At 69.8% G+C, this 24,391-nt stretch carries 21 protein-coding genes; 12 read left to right on the top strand and 9 right to left on the bottom strand.

From position 1 onward, the window contains the following. Nucleotides 1–35 precede the first annotated feature (35 nt). Nucleotides 36–356: a hypothetical protein gene (locus H4O13_00950; GenBank protein MBE5313953.1), complete on the top strand. Its 321-nt coding sequence runs from the start codon at nt 36–38 to the stop codon at nt 354–356. Between the two features lie 194 nt (nt 357–550). Then, entirely contained in the window at nt 551–961 is a 411-nt protein-coding gene (locus H4O13_00945; protein ID MBE5313952.1) for a VOC family protein, read from the top strand. 315 nt (nt 962–1,276) lie between these two features. Here H4O13_00945 and H4O13_00940 read toward each other — a convergent pair whose 3' ends face one another. Both H4O13_00940 and H4O13_00935 read right to left on the bottom strand, forming a co-directional pair. Further along, nucleotides 1,277–2,590 carry a hypothetical protein gene (locus H4O13_00940; protein MBE5313951.1) on the bottom strand — a complete coding sequence of 438 codons (1,314 nt, stop codon included), beginning with the start codon at nt 2,588–2,590 and terminating at the stop codon, nt 1,277–1,279. A gap of 308 nt (nt 2,591–2,898) precedes the next feature. Next, nucleotides 2,899–4,479 carry a sulfotransferase gene (locus tag H4O13_00935; protein MBE5313950.1) on the bottom strand — a complete coding sequence of 527 codons (1,581 nt, stop codon included), beginning with the start codon at nt 4,477–4,479 and terminating at the stop codon, nt 2,899–2,901. Nucleotides 4,480–4,802: 323 nt separating this feature from the next. Between H4O13_00935 and H4O13_00930 the strand changes: the two genes are divergently transcribed. Further along, nucleotides 4,803–5,678, top strand: coding sequence for an ABC transporter substrate-binding protein (locus H4O13_00930; GenBank protein ID MBE5313949.1), 876 nt, complete (start codon nt 4,803–4,805; stop codon nt 5,676–5,678). A gap of 135 nt (nt 5,679–5,813) precedes the next feature. On the opposite strand, the gene H4O13_00925 is transcribed toward H4O13_00930, so the two are convergent. Continuing rightward, nucleotides 5,814–6,287, bottom strand: a complete 474-nt coding sequence (locus H4O13_00925) for a DUF1456 family protein (GenBank protein ID MBE5313948.1) — start codon at nt 6,285–6,287, stop codon at nt 5,814–5,816. A gap of 547 nt (nt 6,288–6,834) precedes the next feature. Here H4O13_00925 and H4O13_00920 point away from each other — a divergent pair. The 4 genes from H4O13_00920 to pgaD are packed head-to-tail and all read left to right on the top strand — an operon-like array spanning nt 6,835 to nt 12,372. Next, nucleotides 6,835–8,781 carry a hypothetical protein gene (locus tag H4O13_00920; GenBank protein MBE5313947.1) on the top strand — a complete coding sequence of 649 codons (1,947 nt, stop codon included), beginning with the start codon at nt 6,835–6,837 and terminating at the stop codon, nt 8,779–8,781. After that, nucleotides 8,778–10,571, top strand: a complete 1,794-nt coding sequence (gene pgaB / locus H4O13_00915) for a poly-beta-1,6-N-acetyl-D-glucosamine N-deacetylase PgaB (GenBank protein ID MBE5313946.1) — start codon at nt 8,778–8,780, stop codon at nt 10,569–10,571. Before H4O13_00920 ends, pgaB begins: the two co-directional genes overlap by 4 nt. Then, the gene (gene pgaC / locus H4O13_00910) at nt 10,568–11,830 is read left to right on the top strand and encodes a poly-beta-1,6 N-acetyl-D-glucosamine synthase (protein ID MBE5313945.1); all 1,263 of its coding nucleotides are present in this window, start codon (nt 10,568–10,570) and stop codon (nt 11,828–11,830) included. Before pgaB ends, pgaC begins: the two co-directional genes overlap by 4 nt. Next, complete coding sequence (gene pgaD / locus H4O13_00905) at nt 11,827–12,372, top strand: poly-beta-1,6-N-acetyl-D-glucosamine biosynthesis protein PgaD (GenBank protein MBE5313944.1); 546 nt, start codon at nt 11,827–11,829, stop codon at nt 12,370–12,372. Before pgaC ends, pgaD begins: the two co-directional genes overlap by 4 nt. Before the next feature lie 457 nt (nt 12,373–12,829). On the opposite strand, the gene truD is transcribed toward pgaD, so the two are convergent. The 3 genes from truD to H4O13_00890 form a co-directional block, all read right to left on the bottom strand. Continuing rightward, nucleotides 12,830–13,870 carry a tRNA pseudouridine(13) synthase TruD gene (truD, locus tag H4O13_00900; GenBank protein ID MBE5313943.1) on the bottom strand — a complete coding sequence of 347 codons (1,041 nt, stop codon included), beginning with the start codon at nt 13,868–13,870 and terminating at the stop codon, nt 12,830–12,832. Next, a complete protein-coding gene (gene ispF / locus H4O13_00895) occupies nt 13,867–14,349 on the bottom strand; it encodes a 2-C-methyl-D-erythritol 2,4-cyclodiphosphate synthase (GenBank protein MBE5313942.1) in 483 nt (160 codons plus the stop codon). Before ispF ends, truD begins: the two co-directional genes overlap by 4 nt. Before the next feature lie 95 nt (nt 14,350–14,444). Continuing rightward, on the bottom strand, nt 14,445–15,122 hold the full coding sequence (locus H4O13_00890) for an SOS response-associated peptidase (protein ID MBE5313941.1): 678 nt from the start codon (nt 15,120–15,122) through the stop codon (nt 14,445–14,447). 371 nt (nt 15,123–15,493) lie between these two features. On the opposite strand from H4O13_00890, the gene H4O13_00885 reads away from it, so the two are divergent. Then, complete coding sequence (locus tag H4O13_00885) at nt 15,494–16,186, top strand: aspartate/glutamate racemase family protein (GenBank protein MBE5313940.1); 693 nt, start codon at nt 15,494–15,496, stop codon at nt 16,184–16,186. 426 nt (nt 16,187–16,612) lie between these two features. Here the strand turns inward: H4O13_00885 and H4O13_00880 are convergent, their stop codons facing one another. After that, on the bottom strand, nt 16,613–18,919 hold the full coding sequence (locus H4O13_00880) for a protein kinase (protein MBE5313939.1): 2,307 nt from the start codon (nt 18,917–18,919) through the stop codon (nt 16,613–16,615). A gap of 408 nt (nt 18,920–19,327) precedes the next feature. Continuing rightward, nucleotides 19,328–19,570: an SHOCT domain-containing protein gene (locus H4O13_00875; protein ID MBE5313938.1), complete on the bottom strand. Its 243-nt coding sequence runs from the start codon at nt 19,568–19,570 to the stop codon at nt 19,328–19,330. 134 nt (nt 19,571–19,704) lie between these two features. Here H4O13_00875 and H4O13_00870 point away from each other — a divergent pair, with 134 nt between their 5' ends. After that, on the top strand, nt 19,705–20,466 hold the full coding sequence (locus H4O13_00870) for an SDR family oxidoreductase (protein ID MBE5313937.1): 762 nt from the start codon (nt 19,705–19,707) through the stop codon (nt 20,464–20,466). A 113-nt stretch (nt 20,467–20,579) separates the two neighbouring features. Here the strand turns inward: H4O13_00870 and H4O13_00865 are convergent, their stop codons facing one another. Next, nucleotides 20,580–20,771, bottom strand: coding sequence for an AraC family transcriptional regulator (locus H4O13_00865; GenBank protein MBE5313936.1), 192 nt, complete (start codon nt 20,769–20,771; stop codon nt 20,580–20,582). 423 nt (nt 20,772–21,194) lie between these two features. Here H4O13_00865 and H4O13_00860 point away from each other — a divergent pair, with 423 nt between their 5' ends. From H4O13_00860 to H4O13_00850, 3 genes are all read left to right on the top strand, one after another. Continuing rightward, the gene (locus tag H4O13_00860; GenBank protein ID MBE5313935.1) at nt 21,195–21,587 is read left to right on the top strand and encodes a DUF3224 domain-containing protein; all 393 of its coding nucleotides are present in this window, start codon (nt 21,195–21,197) and stop codon (nt 21,585–21,587) included. A 346-nt stretch (nt 21,588–21,933) separates the two neighbouring features. Next, nucleotides 21,934–23,742, top strand: a complete 1,809-nt coding sequence (locus H4O13_00855; GenBank protein MBE5313934.1) for an ABC transporter permease — start codon at nt 21,934–21,936, stop codon at nt 23,740–23,742. Continuing rightward, nucleotides 23,648–24,385 carry an FtsX-like permease family protein gene (locus tag H4O13_00850; protein MBE5313933.1) on the top strand — a complete coding sequence of 246 codons (738 nt, stop codon included), beginning with the start codon at nt 23,648–23,650 and terminating at the stop codon, nt 24,383–24,385. Before H4O13_00855 ends, H4O13_00850 begins: the two co-directional genes overlap by 95 nt. The last annotated feature ends 6 nt before the right edge of the window (nt 24,386–24,391 follow it).

Below are 24,391 nucleotides of genomic sequence, written 5' to 3'. Positions count from 1 at the left end.
TTCGCCCACCGTTCCTGACCAAACCGGTGAACCTCATGACTCCGTACAACCCAGCCGATGACGATGAGGACGGCGCTGCTGCGATCAGCCGCTTGGAGAATGAAGACATCGCACGCGTCGACCAGCTCCTGCTCAGCGAGTTGAGGGACTACTGGCAGAAATGCGCCATGGTGGTCGGCCGCGCATTGATTCGTGCCCCCGAAGAGTTCGATGAGATCCCCGATTGGTTCTTCGCACGTCGCCTACTGGAGCTGCAGAAGCGCGACCTGATCGAAGGACATGGAAATCTGGAGCAGATGCGATCGAGCGAAGTTCGACTCAAGCCTTGGTCAAAACACCCCAGCCGGCAAGCGTAACGAGCTTGCAGGTCGGGCCAAGCCGAAGGCGCGGCCCAAGGTCGCGGAGTTGCAGCGGGCGTTGAGGCTCGGGCGTGCGATGTTGGGCGGCGCTTCGCTTGGCCCAACCTACCGGAGCCGTAGACGCCCACATCGAGCGCAAACCGTAGGTTGGGCCGAGCGGAGCGCGGCCCAACGCAGACGCAAGGATTGCCATGTCAGTCACCGGCTTGAGCCACCTCACCTTTGTTGTCCGCGACCTCGAACGCAGCGCGCGGCTGTGGGTCGAGGGCCTGGGCGCCGAGCAGGTCTACGACAGCGGCGATCAGTTCCACTCGCGCTCGCCGGAGAGGTTCTTTCTGCTGGGCGGCGTTTGGATCGCGCTGATGCAGGGCGAGCCCGGCTCGCGCAGCTACCGCCACGCCGCCTTCGAGGTCGCCGCCGATGAACTGCCGGCCTTCGAGCTGCGGCTGCGCGCGCTGGGCGCCGAAGTGCAGACGCCGCGACCACGCATCGAGGGCGAGGGCGTATCGCTGTACTTCCACGACTACGACGACAACCTGCTTGAGCTGCACAGCAGCAGCCTGCAGGAGCGGCTGGCGGCCTACGCGCGGCGGCAGCCCTGAAACCCTGTGAGAACCTCCGTCTGCGGCGGCCGTCAGCGTCTCCCGCCACGGGGCGCGCTTCATCTCCAGCGGACCCCGCTCGGATCGAGCAGGCTGCGCCGCGCCGACAGCGTTTCGCCGCAGATGCCGAAGTGTCGAGCGAGTCATCGTCGCCAGCGCACGTCGAGCCGGCGAGGGGCGCGGCCCGGGCGCGGATGGGCTTTTGCCCCGAGCAACACAGGATTCCTGCGCGTTCCCCGAATGCCGCCGGCGCAACGGAAAAGGGCCGGCTGGAATGCCAGCCGGCCCCGGGGTTTCCCGCGAGCGCTCAGTGAATCAGTCGCGGACGCGAGCGCCGAAGAACATGCCGAAACCGAGCACGCTGAGCACCAGAAGCAGGGTGCCCAAGGTGCTCAGGGTCGGCACCACGATGGCAGCCGACGGCTGGCCCAGGGTGACGCTGAGCGGATAGGTGAACGGGCCACCGGCGCCCGTGGTCGTGCAGCTCAAGCTGCCGGTGAACGTGCCGGCCGTCGAACCGCTGTACGAGACGGTGACGGTGCCAGGCACGCCAGCGGTGAGGTTCAGCGGGCTGGGCGAGGCGCTGAAACCGGCTCCCGTGGCGGTGCAGGTCACGGCCGCCGGGCCCCCGGTCGCAGTGAAGCTCAGCGAAGTCGAGCTGGTACTGGCGGGCAGGTTGATCTGCGGCAAGGTCACAGCGGTTCCGGACACCGTGCCGCTGGACACCGTGGCGACCGCTGCGGGGCAGGTCAGCGCCCAGCTGCGGGTGAAGGGCGAACCCGCGACGGTCGGCGTCGCCGTCTCGGTGCAGCTCAGCGTTGCCGTGGCGGCGGCGGCACCGCGCGTGCACGACAGATTGATCGAGCCCGACGTGGTGGCCGTGTTGAAGATGCCATTGGCGGGTGTCGTGGTCACCGCGCCGAACGAGGCCGCACCTGGCCCGGAGATGGCGCATCCGGTTACAGCTGACTGGCCGGTGGCGGCGGCACCGGCTGCGGTGATGTCGATCGTCGCGCTGGCCGCGCCCGCCGCACCGCTCGGGAAAGTCACGCCGGCCGCAGTGGTGGGGCTATAGGTCAGGGTGGGCGCGGTCGCCACAGGCGGACCGCAGGCCGCCACCGTGATCGGCGCCCCGGTGTTCTCGTAGCGCCAGCAGACGATCGTCGCCGGAAAGCCACCCGTGGCCCCGGTTTGAACGCGCGCGTAGCCGTAGTTGATGGCGCTGGTGGTTTCGTTGAAGAAGCGGAAGCCGATGTAGTTGTCGCCCGCAGCGACAAAGGCCGTGCCGGCAGTTCCCGCTGTGGTCACCGCGCTGAAGATCGATGTGGACGATACGGTCGCCCCCGGCGCGAGGACCAGATAGGGCCCGCTGGCGGTGCTGGAGGCAGCGCCCGAGGCGTTTGCCGGCGTATCGGGCCAGAAGAAACGAAGAACGCCGCCGCCCTGGAAGGGGTCGATGTCCCAACCGGCCACGGCACTGCCCGCGGTACCGGTCGCCCCGGTGACCAGATTGATGTAGACGCCGTCGATGTTGGCCGGCACCGAGATATTGGTGACTGGACCGTCCACCACCGCCGACATCGCCGGCGCGGCGCCAAGGCACAGGGCCGCAGCATGAACAAGAAGCACACGGCGGCTGACCCGCCGCCCTGCGAGAGGTGTCGAAAACATTGGTTGAGCCCCCAAAGCACAAGAGATGGTCAGGCCCGGCGTTGGCGTTCCTCGCCCTGCGCGGACCTGCAGTCACGTCGAATTCCCCCCGACGTGAAAGCCAGCCTACCACCGCCGACGGCGAACCGGGAGGAACGTCGAAATACCAGGGCACCCGACCGCACTTTGGGATCCCGCGATGCTCTGCTGGCGCTGCGCACCAGCCCTGCGCTGCAGCAGGCGGCGCGCGGCGCGATCCACCGGGCGGAAGAAGCCCTGCAGACCGATCAGCTCACGGACGCCAGCGCCCGCCGCAGCGGATCAAGCAGAGCGCCGTAGCGCGCCGCCGGCGCCGATGTCTGGCTGAGCGGCTGCCGCACCTGCAGCGCGCTGGGCGTACGAATGGCGCGACGAGCGCTTTGGAAGTCCAGACAGGCCGCGTCGAAGGGCAAGCCACAGAACCCCAGCAGTGCACGAATCTGCGGCTCGGGATCGGCAACCAGCGCCTCGTAGCGCTGCACCCGAACATGGGCCGGGTGCAGCTGCGCCCAGGCGTCGCCGAGTGCTTCGCAGGCGTGCAGGTAGGTCGCCAGGCTGTCGAAGTCGTAGCTGAAACCGGCAAGGCCCGGGCCGAACCGCTGCTTGAAGCAGGACCAGCAGGTTTCCAGCGCCTCGCGGCGACAGTCGATGACCCGCGCGCCGGGCAGCATCGCGCGGATCGCGCCGACGTACAGCCAGTTGTCCGGCAGCTTGTCGGTCGCGATCGGCGTCTGCGTCCGCCAACGCGCGCTCAAGCGCAGATACTGCTGTCCGAGCCGCGTCCAGTCCTGAGTACTGGCCTCGCCCACCCACGCGGGAAACGGCCGACCGCGACGCCGGGATTCCGCCTCCAGCACTTGGCCCAGATAGGGCAGCTCACTGGCACCCTCGACCTGCGGATGCGCCGCCAGCACCTGCTCGATCAAGGTGCTGCCCGAGCGCGGCAGGCCGACGAGGAAGATCACTTCGCCGCCCTGCGGCTCGGCCCGTGACGCCGGCGGTTCGATGAAGGCCGAACGGATCTGCTGCGTGTGCCGCAGGAACGCGCTCGCATTCCACGGCGCTTGCGCACGCACCGCTGCATTCGCACGCTGAAAGGCCGCCAGCGCCTGTGCGTACTCGCCGGCCGCCTCCAGCGCATTGCCAAGCGCGAAGTCGAGCAGCTGCCGGTCATCAGCGCTCCAGCCCGGGCGACTGGCCGCAGCGGTCAGTGTCTGCCGCTCGGACTCCGTCAGCGCGACGGTCTTCAGGTCAACCAGGGAGAACCACGCACGCGCGGTTTCGCGGCCCGTGGCGATCAGGCTGCGGCAATCGGCCGCGGCCTCCCCCGCGTTGCCCAGAGCCTTGTGGCAGCGCACGCGCTGCAGCAGAGCCACTGGCGACTGACGATCCAGCCGCAGCGCCTGGTCGACGGCGGCCAAGGCCTCCTCGTACAGACCCTGTCGATCGCACTCGATGCTGAGGCTGAGCAGATCGCTGGCCACGCGGGTGCAGGACACGGCGCGCTGGAAACTCTGGCGAGCCCCCTCGGGATCGCCGAGCATGCCGCGCGCGGTGCCCAGCAAGCGCCACACCCGGAAGTCGTCCTCGCGAGCGGCTGCCGACCGGCTCAGAAGCTCGGCGGCCGCACTCCAGTCGCCACTGTCCGCATGCATCTGACCCAGCCAGTACTGCACCTCGGGATGCTCGGCGGCGAGCGGGGCCAGCTGCAGCAGCTCGATCTCGAATCCGCGCCGGTCCCCGGCCGCGTGCAGGCGCATCACTTCACGCAAGCTCACGGCGTGGGCAGGCGCAAGGCCGCGCAGGCGCTGTCGCGTCTCGATATTCATCGCGGGGCCGGGCTGGGGTTTGGCTGTGGGTCGAGGCATCGTCCAAGTATGGCGTTCGCCGGCAGCGGCGTCCTCTCCCGCAGTGGCCGCGGAGGGCGTTCGCCCCGCAGCTTCTGTCGTGCACGCTTGCGGGGATGGGAGCTACACGGCCTGCGGAAAGTTGCGCCGGCGGCGGAGCCAGCGGGTTCCCAACCCCGCCAGAAGTCGAAGGCACAGGATCGATCGCCGATTCGCGAACCGATGCCAGGCGCCGACTGCGCCGAATCTCTGGTAGCCGGCGCAATGGGCGATGATGACGCCCCCGCTCTCCACCGGACCCCCGCATGAAGCTGCAGATCGCCCTCGAATGGTTCTTGAATCCCGACCACCTTCCGCTGATCGTCGGCATTACCGAGGGCTGGTATCGCGAGGCTGGGCTGGAGGTCGAGCTGGTGCCGCCGGACGATCACTATGACGGCCTCGCCGCGGTCGCCAACGGCGAGATCGCCTTCGCCTGCAACGAGCCCCTGCACATGGTCGATGCACATCGGCCCGGCCTGCGCGCGCTGGGCTGCTTCTTCGAGACCGAAGGCGGCATCCTGCTGCATGCAGCGAGCGCGCGGAAACTGCTGGCCGGCGAGCCGATCCGCCTCGCCTCGCCGGTGGCGGGCGGCGTCACCGACACGCTCGCCCGCGAGATCCTCAAGGGCTGGGCCGCAAAACAGGGCGTGCGCCTTGAACCCGCGAACATCGCCATCGAAAGCGCAGGCTTCATGCACCTCGAAAACATGCAGGCCGGCTTCGACGGCGCCTGGCTGTGCTTCGCCAACTTCGAGGGCGTGGAGGCGCGCGCCGCCGCGCTCGACCATGTGTTCGTGACCGCGGCGATGGGTGACTTCCCCAACTTCAGCGCGCTCGAGCTGTTCACCCACGCCGGCTTCCTGCGCGAGCATGCCGACGTGGTGCAGCGCTTGCGCAGCATCATCAGCCGCGGCGCCCAGGCCTGCATCGACGCCCCGGCATTCGCTGCGCGCAGCTGGTACGCCTACAGCGGCAGCACGCCAGAGCCGCTGATGGACGCGATCCTCCTCGACACCTGCCCGCGCCTCGTCGCTCCGCTGGTGCGCGACAGCGCGCGCTGGCGGCGGATGTGGTCGGCGTTCGAGTCGCGCGGTCTGTCGGCGGTGGATGCTGAAGGCTATGCGGCGCTGTATTCCTGATCAGGCTGCACGCGCTGGCCAAATTCTCGCCAGCGCGCAGCAAGTCACTGTCCGCAAAGGCGCTGCGCAGGGGCCTCACAGGGCTGCGCACAGGGTTTTCCACAGGCGCTGTGGACAAACCTGCCGCGCAGCTGGCTAGGCCTCCGGCCGCAGCCGCAGGGTCAGCCCACGCAGGAAATTGCGCAGCAGCTGGTCGCCGCAGGCGCGGAAGTTCTTGTGGCTGCGCTCGCGGAACAGGGCATTGAGCTCGGGCTTGCCCAGCTCGATGCCGACCGCGCCGAAAATCGCGTGCATGTCCACGTCCTTCAGCTCGAAGGCCACGCGCAGCTTCTTCAGCACCACATTGTTGTTCATGTGCTTCTCGACCGGGCGCGGCGGCTTGCTGTCGTCGCGGCCGCGCAGATGCACGATCAGGCCGTCCAGAAAATGCGCCAGCGTGCTGTCGCCGCATTCGCGGAAGCCCGCCTCGGCCTCCTTCTTGGTGAGCGCCTGCACTTCGGCCTTGTCGATCGGAAAGTCGACGCGGGCGAGCTGGATGATCTCGACCACCTTGGGGTCGCTCAGGTCCAGCATGTAGCGCACGGCGCGCAGGATGTCGTTATTGATCACGGCGTGGCTCGGTTCAGGCCTTCGGGGGCGCGATGCTACGCGGCTCGGAGTGGTCACGGGCAGCGGGTGTTTGTACGCGTACTGGTCAAACGCTCACCAGCATGCAGCAAGTCACTGTCGGCAAAGGCGCTGCGCGCTCGCCTCACAGGCCTTCGCACAGGCTTTTCCACAGGCGCTGTGGAAAACCGACGGGCTCCAGCGTGGCGGCAGGTGAGCCCGGGCGGTCGATGAGTCCCGCAAGCAGCGTGCAGGCGGCCGCCTGTGCCGGCACTCACCTGCCGGATCTGACAGCTTGTGTTTCCGCAAAACCTCTGATCATCGACGCAAAAATGTGTTGCGTGGCACACATTTTGCTGTGTAATCCGCACTCGCCGTCCCCGGCGGAGTCCAGCTGCATGCCGATGACCGGAGCCCCCCTCTGAAAGCCGCGCCCTACACCCTGCCGAAACCCGCCCCGCGCGTTCTCGCACTGAGCCTGGCAGGACTCTCTCTCTGGTTTCCCCTGGCAGCCGCAGCCCAGTCCACAAGTGACGCAGCGGGGCAGGACGTGGGCACGCTGATGGCCGCGGCGGCGGACGCGCGACGCGAGTCGGACTGGCCGTTGGCCCTCGATCTTTACGCGCAGGCGCTGGATCTGCGCCCCGGCTATGCCACGGCCCTCCGCGAGCGCGCGCTGACCCTTCAGCAGCAGGGCGCGGTCATCGAGGCCTGGCGCCAGTACCGCGAGCGGCCCACCCTGTTCCGCGCCAGCGAAGCGCTGGGCTTCGAGCTGGACGCGCTGGCGCGGCGGCTGAACTGGGCGCAGCTCGAAGCAGACCCGAAGGCGCAGGAGGCCGCGCTGCGGGTCCTGCTCGATGAATACGAAGCCATGCGCCTGGGTGCGGCGAGCGAGGATGCCGGTGCCCTGGCCAGGCTGGAGAACGATCGCCTGCTGACCCTGCAGCTGCTGGGCCGGCACGTCGAGGTGGAAGCCGAAGTCACAGCGCGCTTGGGGCGCGGCGAAACGCTGCCGGAATGGCTCAAGGTGCCGGCGGCAGACTCGCTGATGGCGCTGCGCGAGCCTGAGCGCGCGCAGTCCGAGTTGCAATCGATTCTTGACGCTGAACCCGGCAATGCCAGGGCCAGCGTGCTGCAGAGCTATGCCCTTCTGGAGCAGGAGCAGCCCGCCAAGGCCCATGCGCTGCTGAAGGACTGGCTCGATGCCAACCCGCCGTTCGACGCCAGTGGCAGCGCCAACTGGGCGCGCCCGGGCGTGGAACTCAACGACATCCTGATCGAGAACTTCAGCGAGCAGATCGACAGCGCCTACGCCCGCATCGTCGAACTCAGCGATCTGGCGCCGCTCGATGCCGGCCTGCAGGAAGCCCGCGCCGGCATCGAACGCCGCCGCGGCTGGCCCGAGCGCGCCCTGGTCAGCGCCCGCATCGCCGCCACCGAAGCCCCCGACTGGGTGCTGCCGCGCGCCGCCGAGATCGAAGCGCTGCTGGATCTCGATCGCGTGCGCGAGGCGCGCCAGAAGCTCGACACCTTCATCCAGCGCCACGGCGAGCACCGTCAGGCGCAGAGCGTGCAGCAGCGCTGGGAGCGGCGCCAAGGCGCCCGCTGGGCGGCCGAAGCCCTGCGCGCGCAGTCCAGCCTGGTCGAAGAAGAAAGCGGCGGCCCCTTGGGCCCCAGCGGCAACGGCGAGTTCCGCGCGATCGCACGCTGGGACGGCCCGCTGCTGGACGACGCCTGGCGCCTAGGCGCGCTGGCAGGCGTGCACTGGGCCGACTTCCAGGGCGAGCGGGTGGAGCGCAGCCGCGCCGCGCTCACCGTGAGCTGGCGCCAGGATCAACTCGCCTGGGGCGCCGAAGCCGGCCGAACGCTCGATGACTTCATCACCGAAACCGCGGTGGGCGGATGGCTGAGCTACCGCCATACCGACGTCTGGCGCAGCTCCTACGCGCTGTGGCAGCACGCGCCCTTCGCCTCGCTGCAGGCGCGCGCCGCCGGCATCCGCGCCGACGGCGCGCAGTTCGGGCTGAGCCGCAGCCCGGATGAGCGCAGCCGCAGCAGCCTCAGCCTGGAACAGCTGCGCTACGAGGACGGCAACGTCCGCACCAGCGCCTATCTCGCGCATCGGCAGCAGATCCACGCGCAGCCGCACGGCGAGTGGTACACCCGCCTGGGTGTGGGCGGCGGCCGTGCGACCCGCGAGGACGCGCCCTACTTCAACCCGAGTCGTGACGCCAGCGCCGACGCCGGCCTGACCCTGGACCGCCTGCTGCACCGCGAATACGACGCCGCCTGGCGGCTGCGCCTCGACTTCGACATCAGCCGCGGCTGGCAGGACGGCTACGGCAGCCACTGGACGCCGGCCATCGAGATCATGCCGCGCTGGCAGTGGTGCGCCGGCCATGAAGTGAGCCTCGGCCTGCGCTGGAGCCGACCCGTGTACGACGGCCGGCGCGAAGAGCGCTGGGCTTTGGTGCTGCGCATTGGAGGTGGCGAATGAGCCGCATGCTGCTGGGCCTGCTGCTCGCGCTGCTGGCATTCGACAGCCGCGCCGAACTGCTGGTGCTGCGCTTCGCCGACGTGGTGGGGCAAGCGCGCGAGGCGGGCTTCGAGCGCTTGAGTCGCGACCAGCTCACCGCCCGCTTCGACTGGCTGGCCGCGCAGGGCTATCGACCGGTCAGCCTGCAGCAGGTGCTGGACGCCCGCGCCGGTCGTGTCGAGCTGCCCGCTCGCGCGGTGCTGCTCAGCTTCGACGGCGGCTTCGATTCACTGGAATCCGAAGTGCTGCCCCTGCTGCGGGCCTTCGAATGGCCGGCGGTGGCCGCCCTGCCCACGGCCCGCATCGGCAGCGACGCCGGGCGCCTCGACTGGCCCGCGCTGAAGCGCATCGCCGACGAGGGCTCGATCGAACTGGTCAGCGCAGGCCATGCGCTGGACCAGCCCTGGCCGCGCGCCGAGGACGCCGCCCCCCTGCCCTCGCCAAGCCTGCGCCGCTTCGAAGGTTCAGCGCTGGAAACGTCCCGTGACTTCGCCGCGCGCGTGGCGGCCGATCTGCAGCTCAGCCGCGAAGCGGTCGAGGACGGCGTCGGCCGCACGCCGCGCGCGATCGCCTGGCCGCTGGGCGCATGGACGCCGCTAGGCATGCGCGAAGCCGACATGCGCGGCATGGCGCTCGGTTTCGATCTCTCCGGTCGCGCCCAGCACGATGACGCCTGGCCCGTGCTCGCGCGCCTCGATGTAGCCAGCGAGGCCAGCCTCGCCGACTTCGCCGCAGAGCTGGCGCCGCGCCGCGCGCCGGCCTTCCGCGCGGTGCAGGTCGACCTCGACTACGTCTTCGATCCCGACCCGGTCCAGCTTGAGCGCAATCTCGATGCGCTGATCGAGCGCATCGATGCAATCGCACCGAGCCACGTCTGGCTGCAGGCCTTCGCCGACCCCGACGGCGACGGCGCGGCCGACGCCCTGTACTTCGGCAACCGCCACCTGCCGGTGCAGGCCGAGCTGTTCGGGCGCGTGGCCGAACTTCTGCGCCGCAAGACCGGAGTCGAAGTCCATGCCTGGCTGCCGGTGCTGGGCTGGCACTGGCCGGCGTCGGAAGACGCGCCGCGCGCGCTGGCGACCTCGAACGCTGGCGAGATCCCGCGGCTCGACCCCACCGACCCGCGCACGGTCGAGCGCGTCGCCGAGATCTATGCCGATCTCGCCGCGCGCGCGCCGATCCAGGGCCTGCTGTTCCACGACGATGCCTTCCTGCGCGAAGACGAACTGCGTGAGGCCCTGCCGGATGACGCCGAGCGCGTGCAGGCGCTGGTGGAGCTGACCCGGACGCTCGAAGCGGCCGCCGAGAACGAGCGCCCGCGCCTGCGCACCGCCCGCAACCTGTATGCGCGCCCCCTGCTGGAGCCCGTGAGCGTCGCCTGGTTCGCCCAGGACCATGCTTCGATGCTGGCCGCCTACGACCGCGTTGCCCTGATGGCGATGCCGCGCATGGAGGGCGCCCGCAAGGAACGCGAGTGGCTGCTGACGCTGGCCGGGCGGGTCGAAGCCCTGGACCCCGGCTTCGAGCGCACCGTCTTCGTGCTGCAGACCCGCGACTGGGCCGGTGGCCGCGCCATCGAAGATGCGGAACTCATCGACTGGGCGCGCCAGCTGCGCGCGCGCGGCGTGCGCCATCTCGCCTACTACCCGGACGATTTCCTCCGCGCTCAGCCCGGGCTGCAGGCTGCGCGCGCGGCGGCCAGCGCGCGTCGCTTCCCTTACCTGCGGCAGGACGACGGGACGCGCCAATGAGCTGGCTGCAGAATCCCGAGTTCCTGAGTGTCTTCTTCGGCTTCGCGTTCTACTACCCGGCGACCATGTCGATCGTGTGGATGAGCGGCGGCCTCTACTACTTCCTGCGCCGCGAGCGTCACGAGCCGCCGCGGCACCAGCCGCCGGAGATGAAGGAGTACCCCTTCGCCAGCCTGCTGGTGCCCTGCCACAACGAGGGCCCGAACTGCGAGGACACGATCTCCGCGCTGGCCGCGCAGATCTATCCCGACTTCGAGATCATCGCCATCAACGATGGCTCGACCGACGACACCGCCGAGCATCTGAACCGCCTGACCGAGCGTTTTCCGCGGCTGCGCGTGATCCATCTGAGCCGCAACCTCGGCAAGGCCAACGCCCTGCGCATGGGGACGCTCGCCGCGCGCGGCGAGTACCTGATCTGCATCGACGGCGACGCCATGCTCGACCCGTGGGCGACGCGCTGGATGGTCTGGCACCTGGCCTCCGGCCCGCGCGTGGGCGCGGTCACCGGCAACCCGCGCATCCGCAACCGCAGCACCCTGCTGGGGCGCCTGCAGGTCGGCGAGTTCAGTTCGATCATCGGCATGATCAAGCGCGCCCAGCGCGTGTACGGCCGCATCTTCACCCTGTCCGGGGTGATCGCCGGCTTCCGCAAGACCGCCTTGGAGCGCATCGGTTTCTGGAACGAAACCATGATCACCGAGGACATCGACATCAGCTGGCGCCTGCAGCTCGACCACTGGGACATCCGCTACGAGCCCAATGCGCTGTGCTGGATCCTGATGCCGGAAACCTACAAGGGCCTGTGGAAGCAGCGCCTGCGCTGGGCCCAGGGCGGCGTCGAGGTGCTGATGAAGCACGCCGGCAACCTGCTCAACTGGAAGAAGCGGCGGATGTGGGGCGTGCTGGCAGAGTACTTCTTCAGCGTGATCTGGGCCTACGTGATGCTGGGCATCCTGGTGCTGTGGGCGATCGGCCTGGTCTTCGACATGCCGCCAGCGCTGTACGTCGACACCATCCTGCCGCGCTGGCACGGCATGGTGCTGGCGCTGATCTGCATGACCCAGTTCGGGGTGTCGATGATCATCGACCGCCGCTACGAAGCGGGCGTGGGCCGCAACTACTTCTGGATGGTCTGGTACCCGATCGCCTACTGGCTGCTCAGCCTGTTCACCACCGTCGTCGCTGTGCCGAAGACGCTCTTCCGCGGCAAGCCCAAGCGCGCCACCTGGGTCAGCCCGGATCGGGGCGTGCAGTGAGCCAGAAGACTCTGAACCCGGCCGACCAGGTCGCCGCCACGGCGCATCAGCTGAAGCCGCAGGGCCCGCTGATCGTGGCGCCCGAGAAAGTCCATTGGCGCGACCGCACGCTCTCGCACCTGCTCACCGGCGCCGCCTGGGCGGCCTACTTCTGGCTGATTGCGCCGGCCCTGACGACCCTGGCCTGGGTGCTCGGCCTGCGCTACGCCTGGGTCGAACTGACCGCGCCGCTGCTCACCGGCGAGGGCATGCCGGGCCTGCTGCTGCCGATCCTCGCCGGCAGCGGCGTGGTGGTGCTGCTGCTCTGGGCCGAGTTCAACCGCTGGCGCTTCACCGGCGTGGAGCGCCGCAGAACCACCCCACCGGTCAGCGACGACGTGGTCGCCACCGCCCTCGGCGCCCCGCTGTCCCTGCCCCACGAGCTGCGCGCGAGCTTCGAGAAGCTGCCGGTGGTGGTGCTGCAGATGAACGAGCAGGCCGAGCCCGAGGGCTTCATCGCCACGCTGGAGCCGCCGAAGCCGCTGCGCAGGATCATGAAGTAGACCTCGGCCCCGAGGCCGCGCCCCGCCGCGCGGCCAAGCGCGAGGCGCGTCGCAGGCCGACGTCGTCGAGGCACCGCCCGCGGTCGAACCTGCGCTGCCGCAAGCGTCGAGCACCGGTGGGTCAAGACCCACCCTATGCGTCGCGCGGGGTACCGGGGTTTCGAACAGCCGGACAGCCATAGGGTAGGTCTTGACCCACCAGGAACATAGGGTGGGTCTTGACCCACCGAAGCCCAACGCTCGCCTCTGTCTCGAAGAGGGCGACAATTCGCGACGAAGGGCCCAGCCCAACGCTCGCCTCGACAAGGGTCTTGCCCCCGAGCCATAGGGTGGGTCTTGACCCACCGGAGCCAAACGCTCGCCTCTGTCTCGGAAACGGCGACAATCCGCGACCAACGGCGCGCCCAGCCTTGCGCGATCCGTGTTCGCGCGTCGCGACGGAATCCGGCGCTCGCGACTACTCCCCGCCTCGCCCTGCGGCATCGGTGATCTCGCCAAGCGCTTCCAGCACGCTGGTCGCGAACGCGCCCGCCGGCAGGAAGAACTCGATCTGCAGGGTCACGTCATCTTCGAAGCGCCACACCAGCTCGCGCACTGGCAGCCGCAGCGCGCGACGCTCCTGCTTGAGGTCGATCGACTCCAATCCGGCTCGCAGCGCCTCGAACTGCGCCGCGCACTGCGTCTCCAGTTCGGCAAGCGCACCCGCGCAGCGCAAGGCGCCAGTGCCCCAGAGCGGCCCGGTCGGGTGGATGTCCATGCGCTGCGCACGCTCGGCGAGCTCCGGCGTGATCGGCTCGGGCCCGAACACGCTGTGGCTGCCGTCGAGCATGCAGACCTCGCCCTCGGCCAGCGCGTCCCAGTCGCCGCGCTGCACGCGCGCGCCCAGCACGGTGTTGAAGATCGCCGAGCGCGCGGACGACAGCAGGATCGAGCGCTCCTCGCGATCGACGCGACGCCCCGCGAACATCGCCTCGGCAGCCTGGAGGTTGCGGCCGTCGCGACCGAAGCGCTGGGCGCCGAAGTAGTTGGGCACGCCGCGCGCGGCGATGTCGGCGAGGCGCTGTTCGATGGCCTCGCGGGCGCCGTCGACCCCGCGCAGGCGCAGGTGGAAGCGGTTGCCCTTCAGCGCCCCGCGCGGCAGCTTGCGGTTGTGCCAGGCCTGTTCGATCAGCACGGCCTCGGCGTCTTCAAACGCGGTGGCCGGGGCGATGCGCTTGGGCAGGTGCAGGCTGAACCACTGGCGGGTCACCGCGTGGCGATCCTTCAGCCCCGCATAGCCCACGCCCATCGGCGCAATGCCCGCCCACTTGGCCAGCTGCTTGGCGATCCAGCCGGTGTTGGCCTGACGCTTCTCGATGCAAACGAACAGGTGCTCACCGCCGCCGCCCGGGGCGAAGCCCAGCACCTCATCGACGCGGAAATCCTCGGGCTGCTCGCGGATGCGTGCCCTCAGCACCGCCTCACCCAGCGCGCGCGGCCGCTCCGGCACCGCGCTCATGCGCCCACCTTCTGAAGCAGGGCCACGGCCTGGGCGGCGATGCCTTCCTCGCGGCCGGTGAAGCCCAGCTTCTCGCTGGTGGTGGCCTTGACGCTGACGGCGTCGCCGTCGATCTCGAGATCCACCGCAAGATTCACGCGCATGGCCTCGATGTGCGGCAGCAGCCTGGGCCGCTCGCAGACCACGACGCTGTCGACGTTCACCACCGCCCAGCCGCGCGCTTTCAGCATCGCCAGCACGGCGCGCAGCAGGTCGCGGCTGTCCGCGCCTTTCCAGCGGTCGTCCGAGGGCGGGAAATGCTTGCCGATATCGCCCAGCGCCAGCGCGCCCAGCAATGCGTCGCACAGGGCATGGATCAGCACGTCGCCATCGGAGTGGGCGACGATGCCGCGGCCATGCGGGATACGCACGCCGCCGAGAGTGACGAAATCGCCGGGGCCGAAGGCGTGGACGTCGTAGCCGGTGCCGATGCGGAACATGGCGGTTTCCTTGGGACGCGGGGCGCTGTGAAGCGGGGCGCGGATGGTGGTGCAGGCGGTGGCCGGCTGCAAGCGCTGGGTCGACGCGGCTGAACTCAGAACAGACCGGGCTGCTCGGGCGCGGGCGCCAGACGCGGCCTGCGCGGCGAAGCCGGCGGCGCGCGCCCACGCTCGACCTTGAGGGCAGGCGTCTGCAACGACAGCGCGAAGGCTTCGGCTTCGAGCAAGGACAGATCCAGCCACTGCCGCGCGTCTTCGCGCGCGACCAGCACCGGCATGCGGTCATGCACCTCGGCGACCTGGCCACGCGCTTCGGTGGTCAGAATCGTGAAGCTCTCGACCGCCTCGTCGCCGCGCTGCCAGCGCTCCCACAGGCCGGCGAACAGCAGGGCCCCGCCGGCGGCGGGCTCGAACAGATGCGGGATCTTGCGTCCGGCCTCCTCGCGCCACTCGTACCAGCCCGAGGCCGGCACCAGGCAGCGGCGCGCGCGGAAGGCGCCGCGGAACACCGGCTTCTCGGCGACGCTTTCGACGCGCGCATTGAAGGCCGAGAACTTCGTCGAGGGAGCTTCCGACCAGGCCGGCACCAAGCCCCAGCGCAGGCGTGCCGCACGCAGCACGCCCTCGGCGTCGGGCCGCAGCACCCAGGCCAGCGCGGTCGGCGCGATGTTGAGCTCGATGCCCGGCGGCTCCGCGGGCGCGAGCACCGGCAGCGGCGTCGAAGCCGCATGGACCTCGGCCCAGGTGGTGGCATTGGTGTAGCGACCGCACATGGAAAGCTCGGCGTGAGGCGGGTCTCTAGGCTAACGCGCAGCGCTTAAGGAGCCGAGCGCAGATCATGGCGCTTGGGCTTCCTGCTTCCTTGGGAGTGGGAGTGGGCAGCTGGAAGTGAGTAGTGAGTGTTGAGAAGTGAGAAGTGAGAAGTGAGAAGAAAGAAGTGTGAGGTGCGTAGAGCGTGGAGGGTGGTGAGTGGAGGGTGGTGAACGATGCTTTCGAGCCAGCCGCAGCGCGCAGACACGCTGCCCTTCTCCCCACGGGAGAAGGTGGCGCGCAGCGCCGGGATGAGGGGCCGTGCGGTGCGCAGCGCTCCGGCGACCCGGGCCTGCGGCACACTGCCTCACCCGCACCACGAAGAGAACACCGCATGCGCAGACTCGGCCTGATCGGCGGCATGAGCTGGGAGTCCACCGCGCTCTACTACCGAGCGTTCAACGAAGGCGTGCGCGCGCGTCTGGGCGGCCTGCATTCAGCGGAGCTGCTGCTGCACAGCGTCGACTTCGCCGACATCGAAGCCCTGCAGCGCGCGGGCGACTGGGCGCAAGCGGGACAACGGCTTGCCGAGGCCGCGTACGGTCTCGAACGCGCGGGCGCCGAAGGCTTGCTGCTCTGTACCAACACCATGCACAAGATCGCGCCAGCCATCGAAGCGCGCTGCACGATTCCGCTGCTGCACATCGCCGACGCCACCGGCGCCGCGATTCTTGCTGCGGGCCTCAAGCGCGTGGCCCTGCTCGGCACCCGCTTCACCATGCGCGAAGCCTTCTACCGCAAGCGCCTGCAGGAGCGCTTCGGGCTCGCGGTCGAGGTGCCGGACGACGAGGCGCAGGCCGAGATCGACCGGGTGATCTTCGAAGAACTCTGCCTGGGCCAGATCAAGGACGCATCGCGCGCCCACTACCGCGCCGTCTGCGCCCACCTGCTGGATCGTGGCTGCGAAGGCGTGATCCTCGGCTGCACCGAGATCGGCCTGCTGCTCAAGCCCGAAGACGCGACCGCACCGCTGTTCGACACGGCAGCGCTGCACGTTGAGGCAGCGCTCGATTGGGCCCTGGTGTAGCTGCCCCGGATCCATGACCCGCGGGCCCCGCGCGATAGCGCTTCGCCTCCAGATCGACGCGGACTTCCGCGATGGACCACCGAAGACAGCAACTGAGGCCGGCGCGGGGCTCAGGTAGGCGGGGGCCCACCCGATCGGAATCCGCCGAGATCCATAGGGTGGGCCCTGGCCCGCCGTGGCGTGGAGGCTCGCCCCGGTCCGCGGCTTTTCGATTCTTCTGGAAGTTCGCCTTGGTTCGCAGCGTCTCGATCGACGCAAGCGCGCCGAGGAACCGCCGAAACGATGACCATGGACGGTGTGGGGCTCATGGTTGGCCAGGGCCCACCCGATGGAAATCCGCCACCAAAACCCGTAGTGGGTAGGCGGCGCGGGCTCGATGCTGGCCTCGGCTCGGTTCTGCGCCAACCTGCACAGCTGCGCCCGTCCTCAGCGCTGCTCCAGCTCCGCCCGCGCGACCTCGCGGACCAGCCGGAAACCGACATCGTCGTAGCCATGCGCAGGGTCGACGGACGCTTCGCGCTCGCGCCCGGGCTGCTCGGCCTCGCGACGCCCGAAACCGAGCACCGGCTGACGCGCGCAGCCCCCTGCGCAAGGCGCACTCCACTCACGCACCTGATCCGCCCGGGCGCAGGTCGCGGGCTGGGCGCGACAGGCTTCGGCGGCGGCGGCCGTCGACAGATCGCGCCACTCGGCTGCCTCCGGCAAGCGATAGCGACGCCCTTGCTGCTCGCTCAGCCACTGCGCATAGGCCGCGGCATCCGCCAAGCTGACGCAGACCACCGGCTCGGTCGCCGACTGCTCGAAACCCGGCGCATCCCAGCGCCGTTTACGCAGGTTGAAGGCGGCACTGCGAACCTTGCAGCTGCCGGCACTGCGCCCCGTGGCGGCCACGAAGCGCGCGAAATCGGCGCGGCTGATCGGCGCGATCAGCGCGGCCAAGCCGGGTCGCTCGTCCTGCGGCAAGCGCAGCAGCTGCTGCGCGGGCGTGCCCGCCAAGCGCTGCCCGACGCGCGCCTGCACGATGCCCTGCGACCACTCGGGTTCGAGTGACGCCGGCGCGATCGAGAGCGCCTGTGCCTCACTGCGCGCCGCGCGCAGCGCTTCGATGTCGCCGGCAGCCAGCGCTGCGCGCAGACGCCTGCGCAGCCAGGCGCGGGGCGCCTGCTGCAAGCTCTGCCAGGCCTCGCTGCCGCGCAGTGACAGCGCCTGCGTCAGGGCGAGGGCCGTGTCGTACAGCCGAAGATCCGGCGGAGTCGCTTCGGCGCTGAAACTGCTTTCCACGTAGGGCTGCGCTGCGGCCAGCCAGGCCTCACCCAAGCGCGAAAGCTCAGCTGTATCGGCGCCCAGTGCCTGCGCACGCCGCAGCGACTCCTGGGCGTTGGCGCCGGGCGGCTGGGTCAGGCGACGCTGGCGGATCTGCAGCTCAGCGAAGTGCAGGGCCTGCTGCAGCGGTGGCAGCGCTGCGATCTCGGGGTCGATCGCATCGACAGGCGCCTGCTCGTCAGCCGCGCCCTGCGCGTCGGACGACGGGGGCGGCAGCTCGGCAGCGGCGTCGAACGCGGGCGCTGCCGACGGGGTCAGGCTCGCGACTACCGCCGAGCCGGCCACCGGCGTCAAGTCTGGCGGCGGCTGCGCTGCGGGTGGCGGGGCGGGCTCAGCGATCGCGCCAATGGCGTCGGCGACCGCGGCTGCGCTGCCGCGCTGGTTCCAGGCCTGCCAGGCCACGACCACGGCAAGCACCAACACCACCGAGGCCGCGCTGGCAAGAAACAGCGGGTTGATCGAACGCTTCGGCGCCGTCCGCAGCGCTGCCCGCGGGGCGGTGATGGCCTCGTCTGCGGGCACCGCCAGCGCCGCATCGGCGGCGCCGGCGCGGGCCTGCTCGATGCGATCGAGCGCGGCCATCATTTCCTGCGCACTGGCGAAGCGGGCATCCGGCGTCTTCGCCAGCGCGCGGTCGATGAAGGCCTGCCAGTGCGCTTTGGGGGCGGGAAGACGCGGGATCGGATCCACCGAGTGGCGCACTGCCATCTGCAGCGGGCCATCGGCCTGGAAGGGCAGCTCGCCCATCAGCTTGTCGTAGGCCAGCACGCCGATGCTGTAGAGGTCGGCGCGACCGTCCACCTTCTCGCCGCGTGCCTGCTCCGGCGCCATGTGGGTGGCGCTACCCAGCGCGAAGCCGCCGTCGGTGACGCGATGGCGATCCGAGCGGTGCATGGCGATGCCGAAGTCGGTCAGCAGCGGCCGATCCACGTTGTCGAACAGCACGTTCTCGGACTTGATATCCCGATGCACCACGCCGCGCTCGTGCGCGTAGTCGAGGCCCCACAGCAGGGCGCGCAGGATCGCGATCAGGCGCGGCTCATCGTTCGCCAGATCGCGCTGGCCCAGATGCCCGCGCGGCAGAAATGGCATGACGTAGTACAGCAGGCCGAACTCAGTGCGGCCCACATCGTGGATGCTGACAATCGCCGGATGCTGCAGCTTGGCGATGGTGCGGGCCTCGCGCTCGAAGCGCAGCTTGCTGATCTCGTCCTTGAGCGCAGTGGGCGCGATCACCTTAACTGCCACCTGCCGGTCCAGCGATTCCTGCACGCCGAGATAGACATAGGACATGCCGCCCTGGCCCAGGCGTCGCAGCACGCGATACCCCGGAATGTCGGGCATGTAGGCCGACAGCAGCTCCGACAATTCATCAGGAGACAGTTCAGGCGTGGGCGTAGGCGTGGCCATAGAGGGCGTGCGGAGGACCGACGCGCAGGATACGCCGGGCGGCGTTGCAAATGTTTACCCGACAGCGCTGTCGGGCCGATTTGCAATCCAAACGCCAGGTTCGCCATGCCCGAGACCGCAGCAGACAGCCCTCCCAGGGCTGACTGAGGCCGGCTCCAAGGCAACACGGATCAAGCACTTGCGTGCTCGATCCGCGGTCGCGCCCTCCCTGGCGCGCGACAACGCTGAATTCTTCAGCGCTGCCCTAACGCCCACAGCATGATCTCGCGGAACCGCCCTACGCCGGCAGGATGGCCGGCGTTGGCAGACCGCTGGGGCTTGGCGGGACGCCGGCGGCGCGGGGCCGAGGCCCAGTAGAGCCGCGCCGGGGCAATGCGCGCGCGTCGGCCCGGCCGGACGCGCAGGCGTCTAGATGCTGGCGATGATCGCCGCGCGCTGGGTGCGGTACTCGTCCTCGCTGATCTGCCCCCTCGTGCGCAAATCGTCCAGCGCCGAAAGCCGACCTTCAACGCTGCCGCCAGGCAGCGCTGGCGCAGCCTTCGCGTTGCGCGACAGCCGCACGCTAGCCCACACGATGGCCGCCACGATGGCGGCAGGCACCAGAACCGCGACGAAAACGACAACCCAGGTCCACACGCCGAATCCGCTCATAGAACACCTCCAAAAAATGCGCTCAAGACACCAAGGCCGGCTGCTGCCGGGCCGCCACAGGTTACAGCGCAGCGAACACCTGCGGGCCTGCCCGCCTACAATCTGCCGCCCTTTCGACCCCCTGAGGATTCCCCATGCAGCTCAACGAAGTCCGCGCCATCGTTACCGGTGGCGCCAGTGGTCTCGGCCTGGCCGCCGCGCGGCATCTCGCTGCCAAGGGCGCCAAGCTGGCGCTGTTCGATCTCAGCGAGGAGCGCGGCCAGGTCGCGGCCGCCGAACTCGGCGCCCACTTCTTCCGTGCGGATGTCAGCAATGAAGCCGAGATCAGCGCGCAGGTGGCGGCGGCGCGCGAGGCGCTGGGCGGCCTGAATGCGGCGATCAACTGCGCCGGCATCCTGGGCGCCGGCCGCGTGCTGGGCAAGGACGGCCCGATGCCGCTGTCGCAGTTCGAGACCACGGTGCGGGTCAACCTGATCGGCAGCTTCAACGTGGCCAAGGCCGCCGCCGCGCTGATGCAGGGCAATGAGCCGAACGCTGAGGGCGAGCGAGGGGTGATCATCAACACCGCGTCGATCGCCGCCTACGAGGGCCAGATCGGCCAGGCCGCGTACTCGGCCAGCAAGGGCGGCGTGGTCGGCATGACCCTGCCGATGGCGCGCGAGTTCGCGCGCGTCGGCATCCGCGTGATGACGGTGGCGCCGGGTGTGTTCCACACGCCGATGGTCGACGGCATGCCGGAGCAGGTCTATGCCTCGCTGTGCGCGCAGGTGCCCTTCCCCTCGCGCCTGGGACGGCCGGACGAGTTCGCGGATGCGGTCGCCTTTGTTCTGCAGAACAGCTACATGAATGGCTCGGTGATCCGGGTCGATGGTGCGATTCGTCTGGCGCCGAAGTGAGTCATCGGCGCCCCTCTCCCCAACCCCTCTCCCGCGAGGGGAGAGGGGCTTCAAGCAGGGCTGCATCCGAAGCGTTTGGGGGAAGCGCGCTCGGCGCGAGATCTGCGCAAGGCTCAGCTCTGCCAAAGATGCGCGTACTGCTGTGGACTCACGCCCAGCACACTGCGGAAGCTGCGGCTGAAGTGCGCGGCGTCGGCGAATCCGGTGTCCGCGGCCAGGTCGGTTAGACGCGGTGCGGGCTGCTGGTGGAGTCGGTGCAGGGCCTCGTGCAGGCGGTAGCGGGCGAGAATCCACTTGGGGCTCACGCCGAATCGTGGCAACGCGCCGGGCGGCGCCCGCAGGCAGTCGCCACTGCACGCACCACAGATGCTCGACAAACGGCTGCAGGGCCGGCGAAGGGGCGCGCTGCACATGGGCGAACGCGCCCGGCGGAAGCGGCGTGGCGACGCCGCGCACGGGTCGCAGGCGCGAGCCCTCCACGAGCTGTCGCGTTTGTTCAAGCGCGTCACGCTCGGCTCTGTTTGGATGGCCTCGCTGCACCCCTGCCCTGCCCCCGCGCGCTGCGCGCCCTGCACCCGAGGATCATCATGCGACAGCCCGATGGCTCCCGCACCAGCGCCGGTGACGATGGGTTCCGCTTCGCTGCGTGTGCCTCAGCCTTGGCCCTGATGCTCTGCGCCGCAGCGGCGCCGGTCCGCGCTGCCGCCCACTCCCTGAAGGACTCCGAGATGCATACGATCAGCGGCCGTTTCGAAGTCAAGATGACACCTGAACCCGCGGAGCTCGATGCCGAGGGCATTGGCCGCTTCCGGCTGGACAAACGCTACGAGGGCGCGCTCGCCGCCGAAGCGAAGGGCATGATGACCGCGCACCGCACCACCGTCGCCGGCTCGGCCGGCTATGTCGCGATCGAGCGCGTGCGCGGCACGCTGGCAGGCCGCAGCGGCAGCTTCGTGCTGCAGCACAACGGGCTGATGAGCGGAGAGACGCGCCAGCTTTCGATCGAGGTGATTCCGGATTCGGCGGACGGCGAACTCGCCGGCCTGCGCGGACGCATGGGCATCCGCATCGAGGACGGCGTGCACTACTACGATTTCGAGTACAGCCTGCCCGGAGTTTGAGCGCGCCGACAGGCTCGCCGCGAAGTGGCCTCCAGGTGTCTCCAGAACCGGGCGTAGGCAGGCTGCGCGAGCCTGTTGCGATCGCGCGTGGCGCGAGGTGGCGCCGTCGCGGAATCCATCGGCGGCGAAGTCGCACCTCTGTGTGTCCGGGCCCGCGTGCAGGATGTCCGGCCGTGGACACTGGAGCCGCATCGGGCCCGGTCTGCTCACCGCAAAGCCCATGGAAACTGTCGATGCATCAATGGGCTGAGAGGCCCGCCCATGATCGGCACGCTGCTTGCTATCGCCTTCAGCATGGACAGCCGCGGAGCGCGCGTGGCCGCAGCCACCACAGGCCCAACGCCCCATGCATGCTCTGCCCCAGACCCTGCGCCGACTCGCCCGCCAGCCCGGTTTCGTGGCTACCGCACTGCTGATCCTGGCGGTGTGCGTCGGCGCCAATCTGCTGATCTTTGCGGTGCTGCACGCGGTGCTGCTGCGGCCGCTGCCGTTCCCCGACGCGGAGCGTCTGGTCACCGTGTTCAACAGCTATCCCAAGGCCGGGCTGGAGCGCAACGCGGCCTCGGTGCGCGACTATTTCAGCCGACGCAAGGGCGGGCTGGCGGCGTTCGAGTCGGTGGCGGCGTTCTGCTACAGCTCCGAGGCCCTTGGCGAACCCGGCCGCATGGCGCGGCGCCCAACTCTGCGCATCACGCCCGAGTTCTTCGACGTGCTCGGCATCGGGCTGGCGCTGGGCCGGGGCTTCAGCGAGACGGAGATGAATCCCGGCGCCGAACCCACGGTGATCGTCTCCGACCGCTATTGGCGTGAACACCTGGGCGGCGACTCCAGCGCACTGGGCCGCAGCATCGAGATCAGCGGCGAGCGCGCCACGGTCGTGGGCGTGCTACCGCCGACGTCCCGCTTTCTGTCGTCGACCGCCGACCTGTACCTGCCGCTGGTATCGACCGCCGAGCACCGCGCGCTGAATGCGCTGCATGGCATTCACGCCGACATGCTGGCGCGGCTGCAGCCCGGCGTCAGCCTTGAGCAGGCGCTGGCCCAGCTGGAGGCGCATCAGGCCGCCGACGCCGTCGGCTATCCGTGGGCACGCGAGGTCAGCGAAGCCGGGTTCTTCATGACCGTCGCGCCGCTGCAGGCCGACCACGTCGCCAGCCTGCGGCCGGTGCTGTTCCTGCTGCAGGCCGGTGCGCTGGGCCTGCTGCTGATCGGCGGCGTGAACCTGCTCAACCTGCTGCTGGTACGCGCCAGCGCCGACAGCAAGGCGCTGGGCGTGCGGCGTGCGCTGGGCGCACGCGGTGGCGACCTGCTGCGTCTGGTGATGCTGGAAACCACTCTGCTGTGCTTCGGCGGCACGGCGCTCGGGCTGCTGCTCGCCGGCCTTGGCTTGCAGTGGCTGGGCTCAATGGAAGCGGCCGCGCTGCCGCTGTCGGCACCGCTGGGCCTGGGCCCGGAGATCGTACTCGGCAGTCTCGGCCTGGCCATCGTGCTCAGCCTTGCGCTGGCGCTGCCGGTGGCCTGGTTGAATCAGCGTCGCAGTGTCGGCGGCGCGCTGCAGTCCCAGAGCCGCGGCGCTAGCGCGGATCGGCTGACGCAACGCCTGCGGCAAGGCTTCACCGTCGCGCAGATCGCGCTCGCCTTCGTGCTGCTGGCGGGCGCCTCTGCGCTCGGCCTGGGCCTGCAGGCGGCGCTGAAAGCGGACCCGGGCTTTCGCGCCGACTCTGCGTTGGCAGCCCAACTCGACCTGCCGGCGGCGCGCTATGCGGATGCCCAGGCGCGACTGAATTTCGCCGAGCGCGCGCTTGAGCGGCTGGCCGCGGTGCCCGGCGTGACGGCGGCCGGCTTCAGCACCAATGTGCCGGTGCGCGGACGCGGCAGCGACAACGATGTTCAGGCCATGCACGTTCCCGGCTACACCCCGCAGCCGGGCGTCTCGCCCCTGCTGCACTACCGCTACGGCATCGCGGGCGACTACTTCGAGAGCCTGCAGATTCCGCTGCAGCAAGGACGCACGCTCAGCCGTTCCGAAGTACGCGACGGCGCGCGGGTGACGGTGGTCGGTGGTCGATGCCGACTTCGCGCGCTTCTACTGGCCGGAGGGCAATGCGCTGGGCCAGCGCGTGTTCGATGGCCCGGATCCACGCGCTGCGGATGAAGCCTTCACCGTGGTCGGCGTGGTGGCGCCGGTCAAGCAGACCGAGCTCGGTCAGCGCAGCGGCAACGGCGCGATCTACCTGCCGTATTCGCACCTGCCGCACGCCGAGGTGTTCCTGACCGTGGCCACCGCTCAGGACACCGCCGCGGCCCTGCCCAGCGTGCGTGCGGCGCTGGCCGAACTCGATCCACAGCTGGCGCTTGACCAGATCCGTCCGATGCAGGCGCGGATCGATGACACCCTGGTCGCGCGCCGCACGCCAGCGGTGCTGGCCGCAGGGTTCGCCGGTGCCGCACTGCTGCTGGCCGGCATCGGCACCTTCGGCGTACTCAGCTTCAGCGTCGCTCTGCGCCGCCGCGAGATCGGCATGCGGATGGCGCTGGGTGCTCAGCCGCTGCAGATCCTGCGCAGCTTCCTCGCGCTCGGGATGGTGCTTCTGATCGCAGGCGCAGCGCTCGGCGGGCTGGCCAGCTGGCTGTTCGCCAGTGCGGTGGAACACTTGCTGGCCGACCTGCCCGCTGTCGGCGTTTCGGCCCTGCTGCTGAGCGCGAGCGTGCTCGGCGCGGTCACCCTGCTGGCCTGCGCCCTGCCCGCCTGGCGCGCCGCGCGGACTTCGCCCTTGAGTGCGCTGAGCGCGGATTGATCAGGC

This window comes from Lysobacterales bacterium, assembly GCA_014946745.1.
Lineage (GTDB): Bacteria > Pseudomonadota > Gammaproteobacteria > Xanthomonadales > Xanthomonadaceae > Aquimonas.
Note: the sequence above shows the minus strand (reverse complement) of the source record. Positions and strands in the feature narration are given on the sequence as shown.

Coding starts and splice junctions, on each gene's coding strand:
- H4O13_00945 (MBE5313952.1), top strand. CDS start 551: ATGTCAGTCACCGGCTTGAGCCACCTCACCTTTGTTGTCCGCGACCTC.
- H4O13_00935 (MBE5313950.1), bottom strand. CDS start 4,479: ATGAATATCGAGACGCGACAGCGCCTGCGCGGCCTTGCGCCTGCCCAC.
- H4O13_00930 (MBE5313949.1), top strand. CDS start 4,803: ATGAAGCTGCAGATCGCCCTCGAATGGTTCTTGAATCCCGACCACCTT.
- H4O13_00860 (MBE5313935.1), top strand. CDS start 21,195: ATGCATACGATCAGCGGCCGTTTCGAAGTCAAGATGACACCTGAACCC.
- truD (MBE5313943.1), bottom strand. CDS start 13,870: ATGAGCGCGGTGCCGGAGCGGCCGCGCGCGCTGGGTGAGGCGGTGCTG.
- ispF (MBE5313942.1), bottom strand. CDS start 14,349: ATGTTCCGCATCGGCACCGGCTACGACGTCCACGCCTTCGGCCCCGGC.
- H4O13_00870 (MBE5313937.1), top strand. CDS start 19,705: ATGCAGCTCAACGAAGTCCGCGCCATCGTTACCGGTGGCGCCAGTGGT.
- pgaB (MBE5313946.1), top strand. CDS start 8,778: ATGAGCCGCATGCTGCTGGGCCTGCTGCTCGCGCTGCTGGCATTCGAC.
- H4O13_00885 (MBE5313940.1), top strand. CDS start 15,494: ATGCGCAGACTCGGCCTGATCGGCGGCATGAGCTGGGAGTCCACCGCG.
- H4O13_00890 (MBE5313941.1), bottom strand. CDS start 15,122: ATGTGCGGTCGCTACACCAATGCCACCACCTGGGCCGAGGTCCATGCG.
- H4O13_00855 (MBE5313934.1), top strand. CDS start 21,934: ATGCATGCTCTGCCCCAGACCCTGCGCCGACTCGCCCGCCAGCCCGGT.
- H4O13_00950 (MBE5313953.1), top strand. CDS start 36: ATGACTCCGTACAACCCAGCCGATGACGATGAGGACGGCGCTGCTGCG.
- H4O13_00880 (MBE5313939.1), bottom strand. CDS start 18,919: ATGGCCACGCCTACGCCCACGCCTGAACTGTCTCCTGATGAATTGTCG.
- pgaC (MBE5313945.1), top strand. CDS start 10,568: ATGAGCTGGCTGCAGAATCCCGAGTTCCTGAGTGTCTTCTTCGGCTTC.
- H4O13_00875 (MBE5313938.1), bottom strand. CDS start 19,570: ATGAGCGGATTCGGCGTGTGGACCTGGGTTGTCGTTTTCGTCGCGGTT.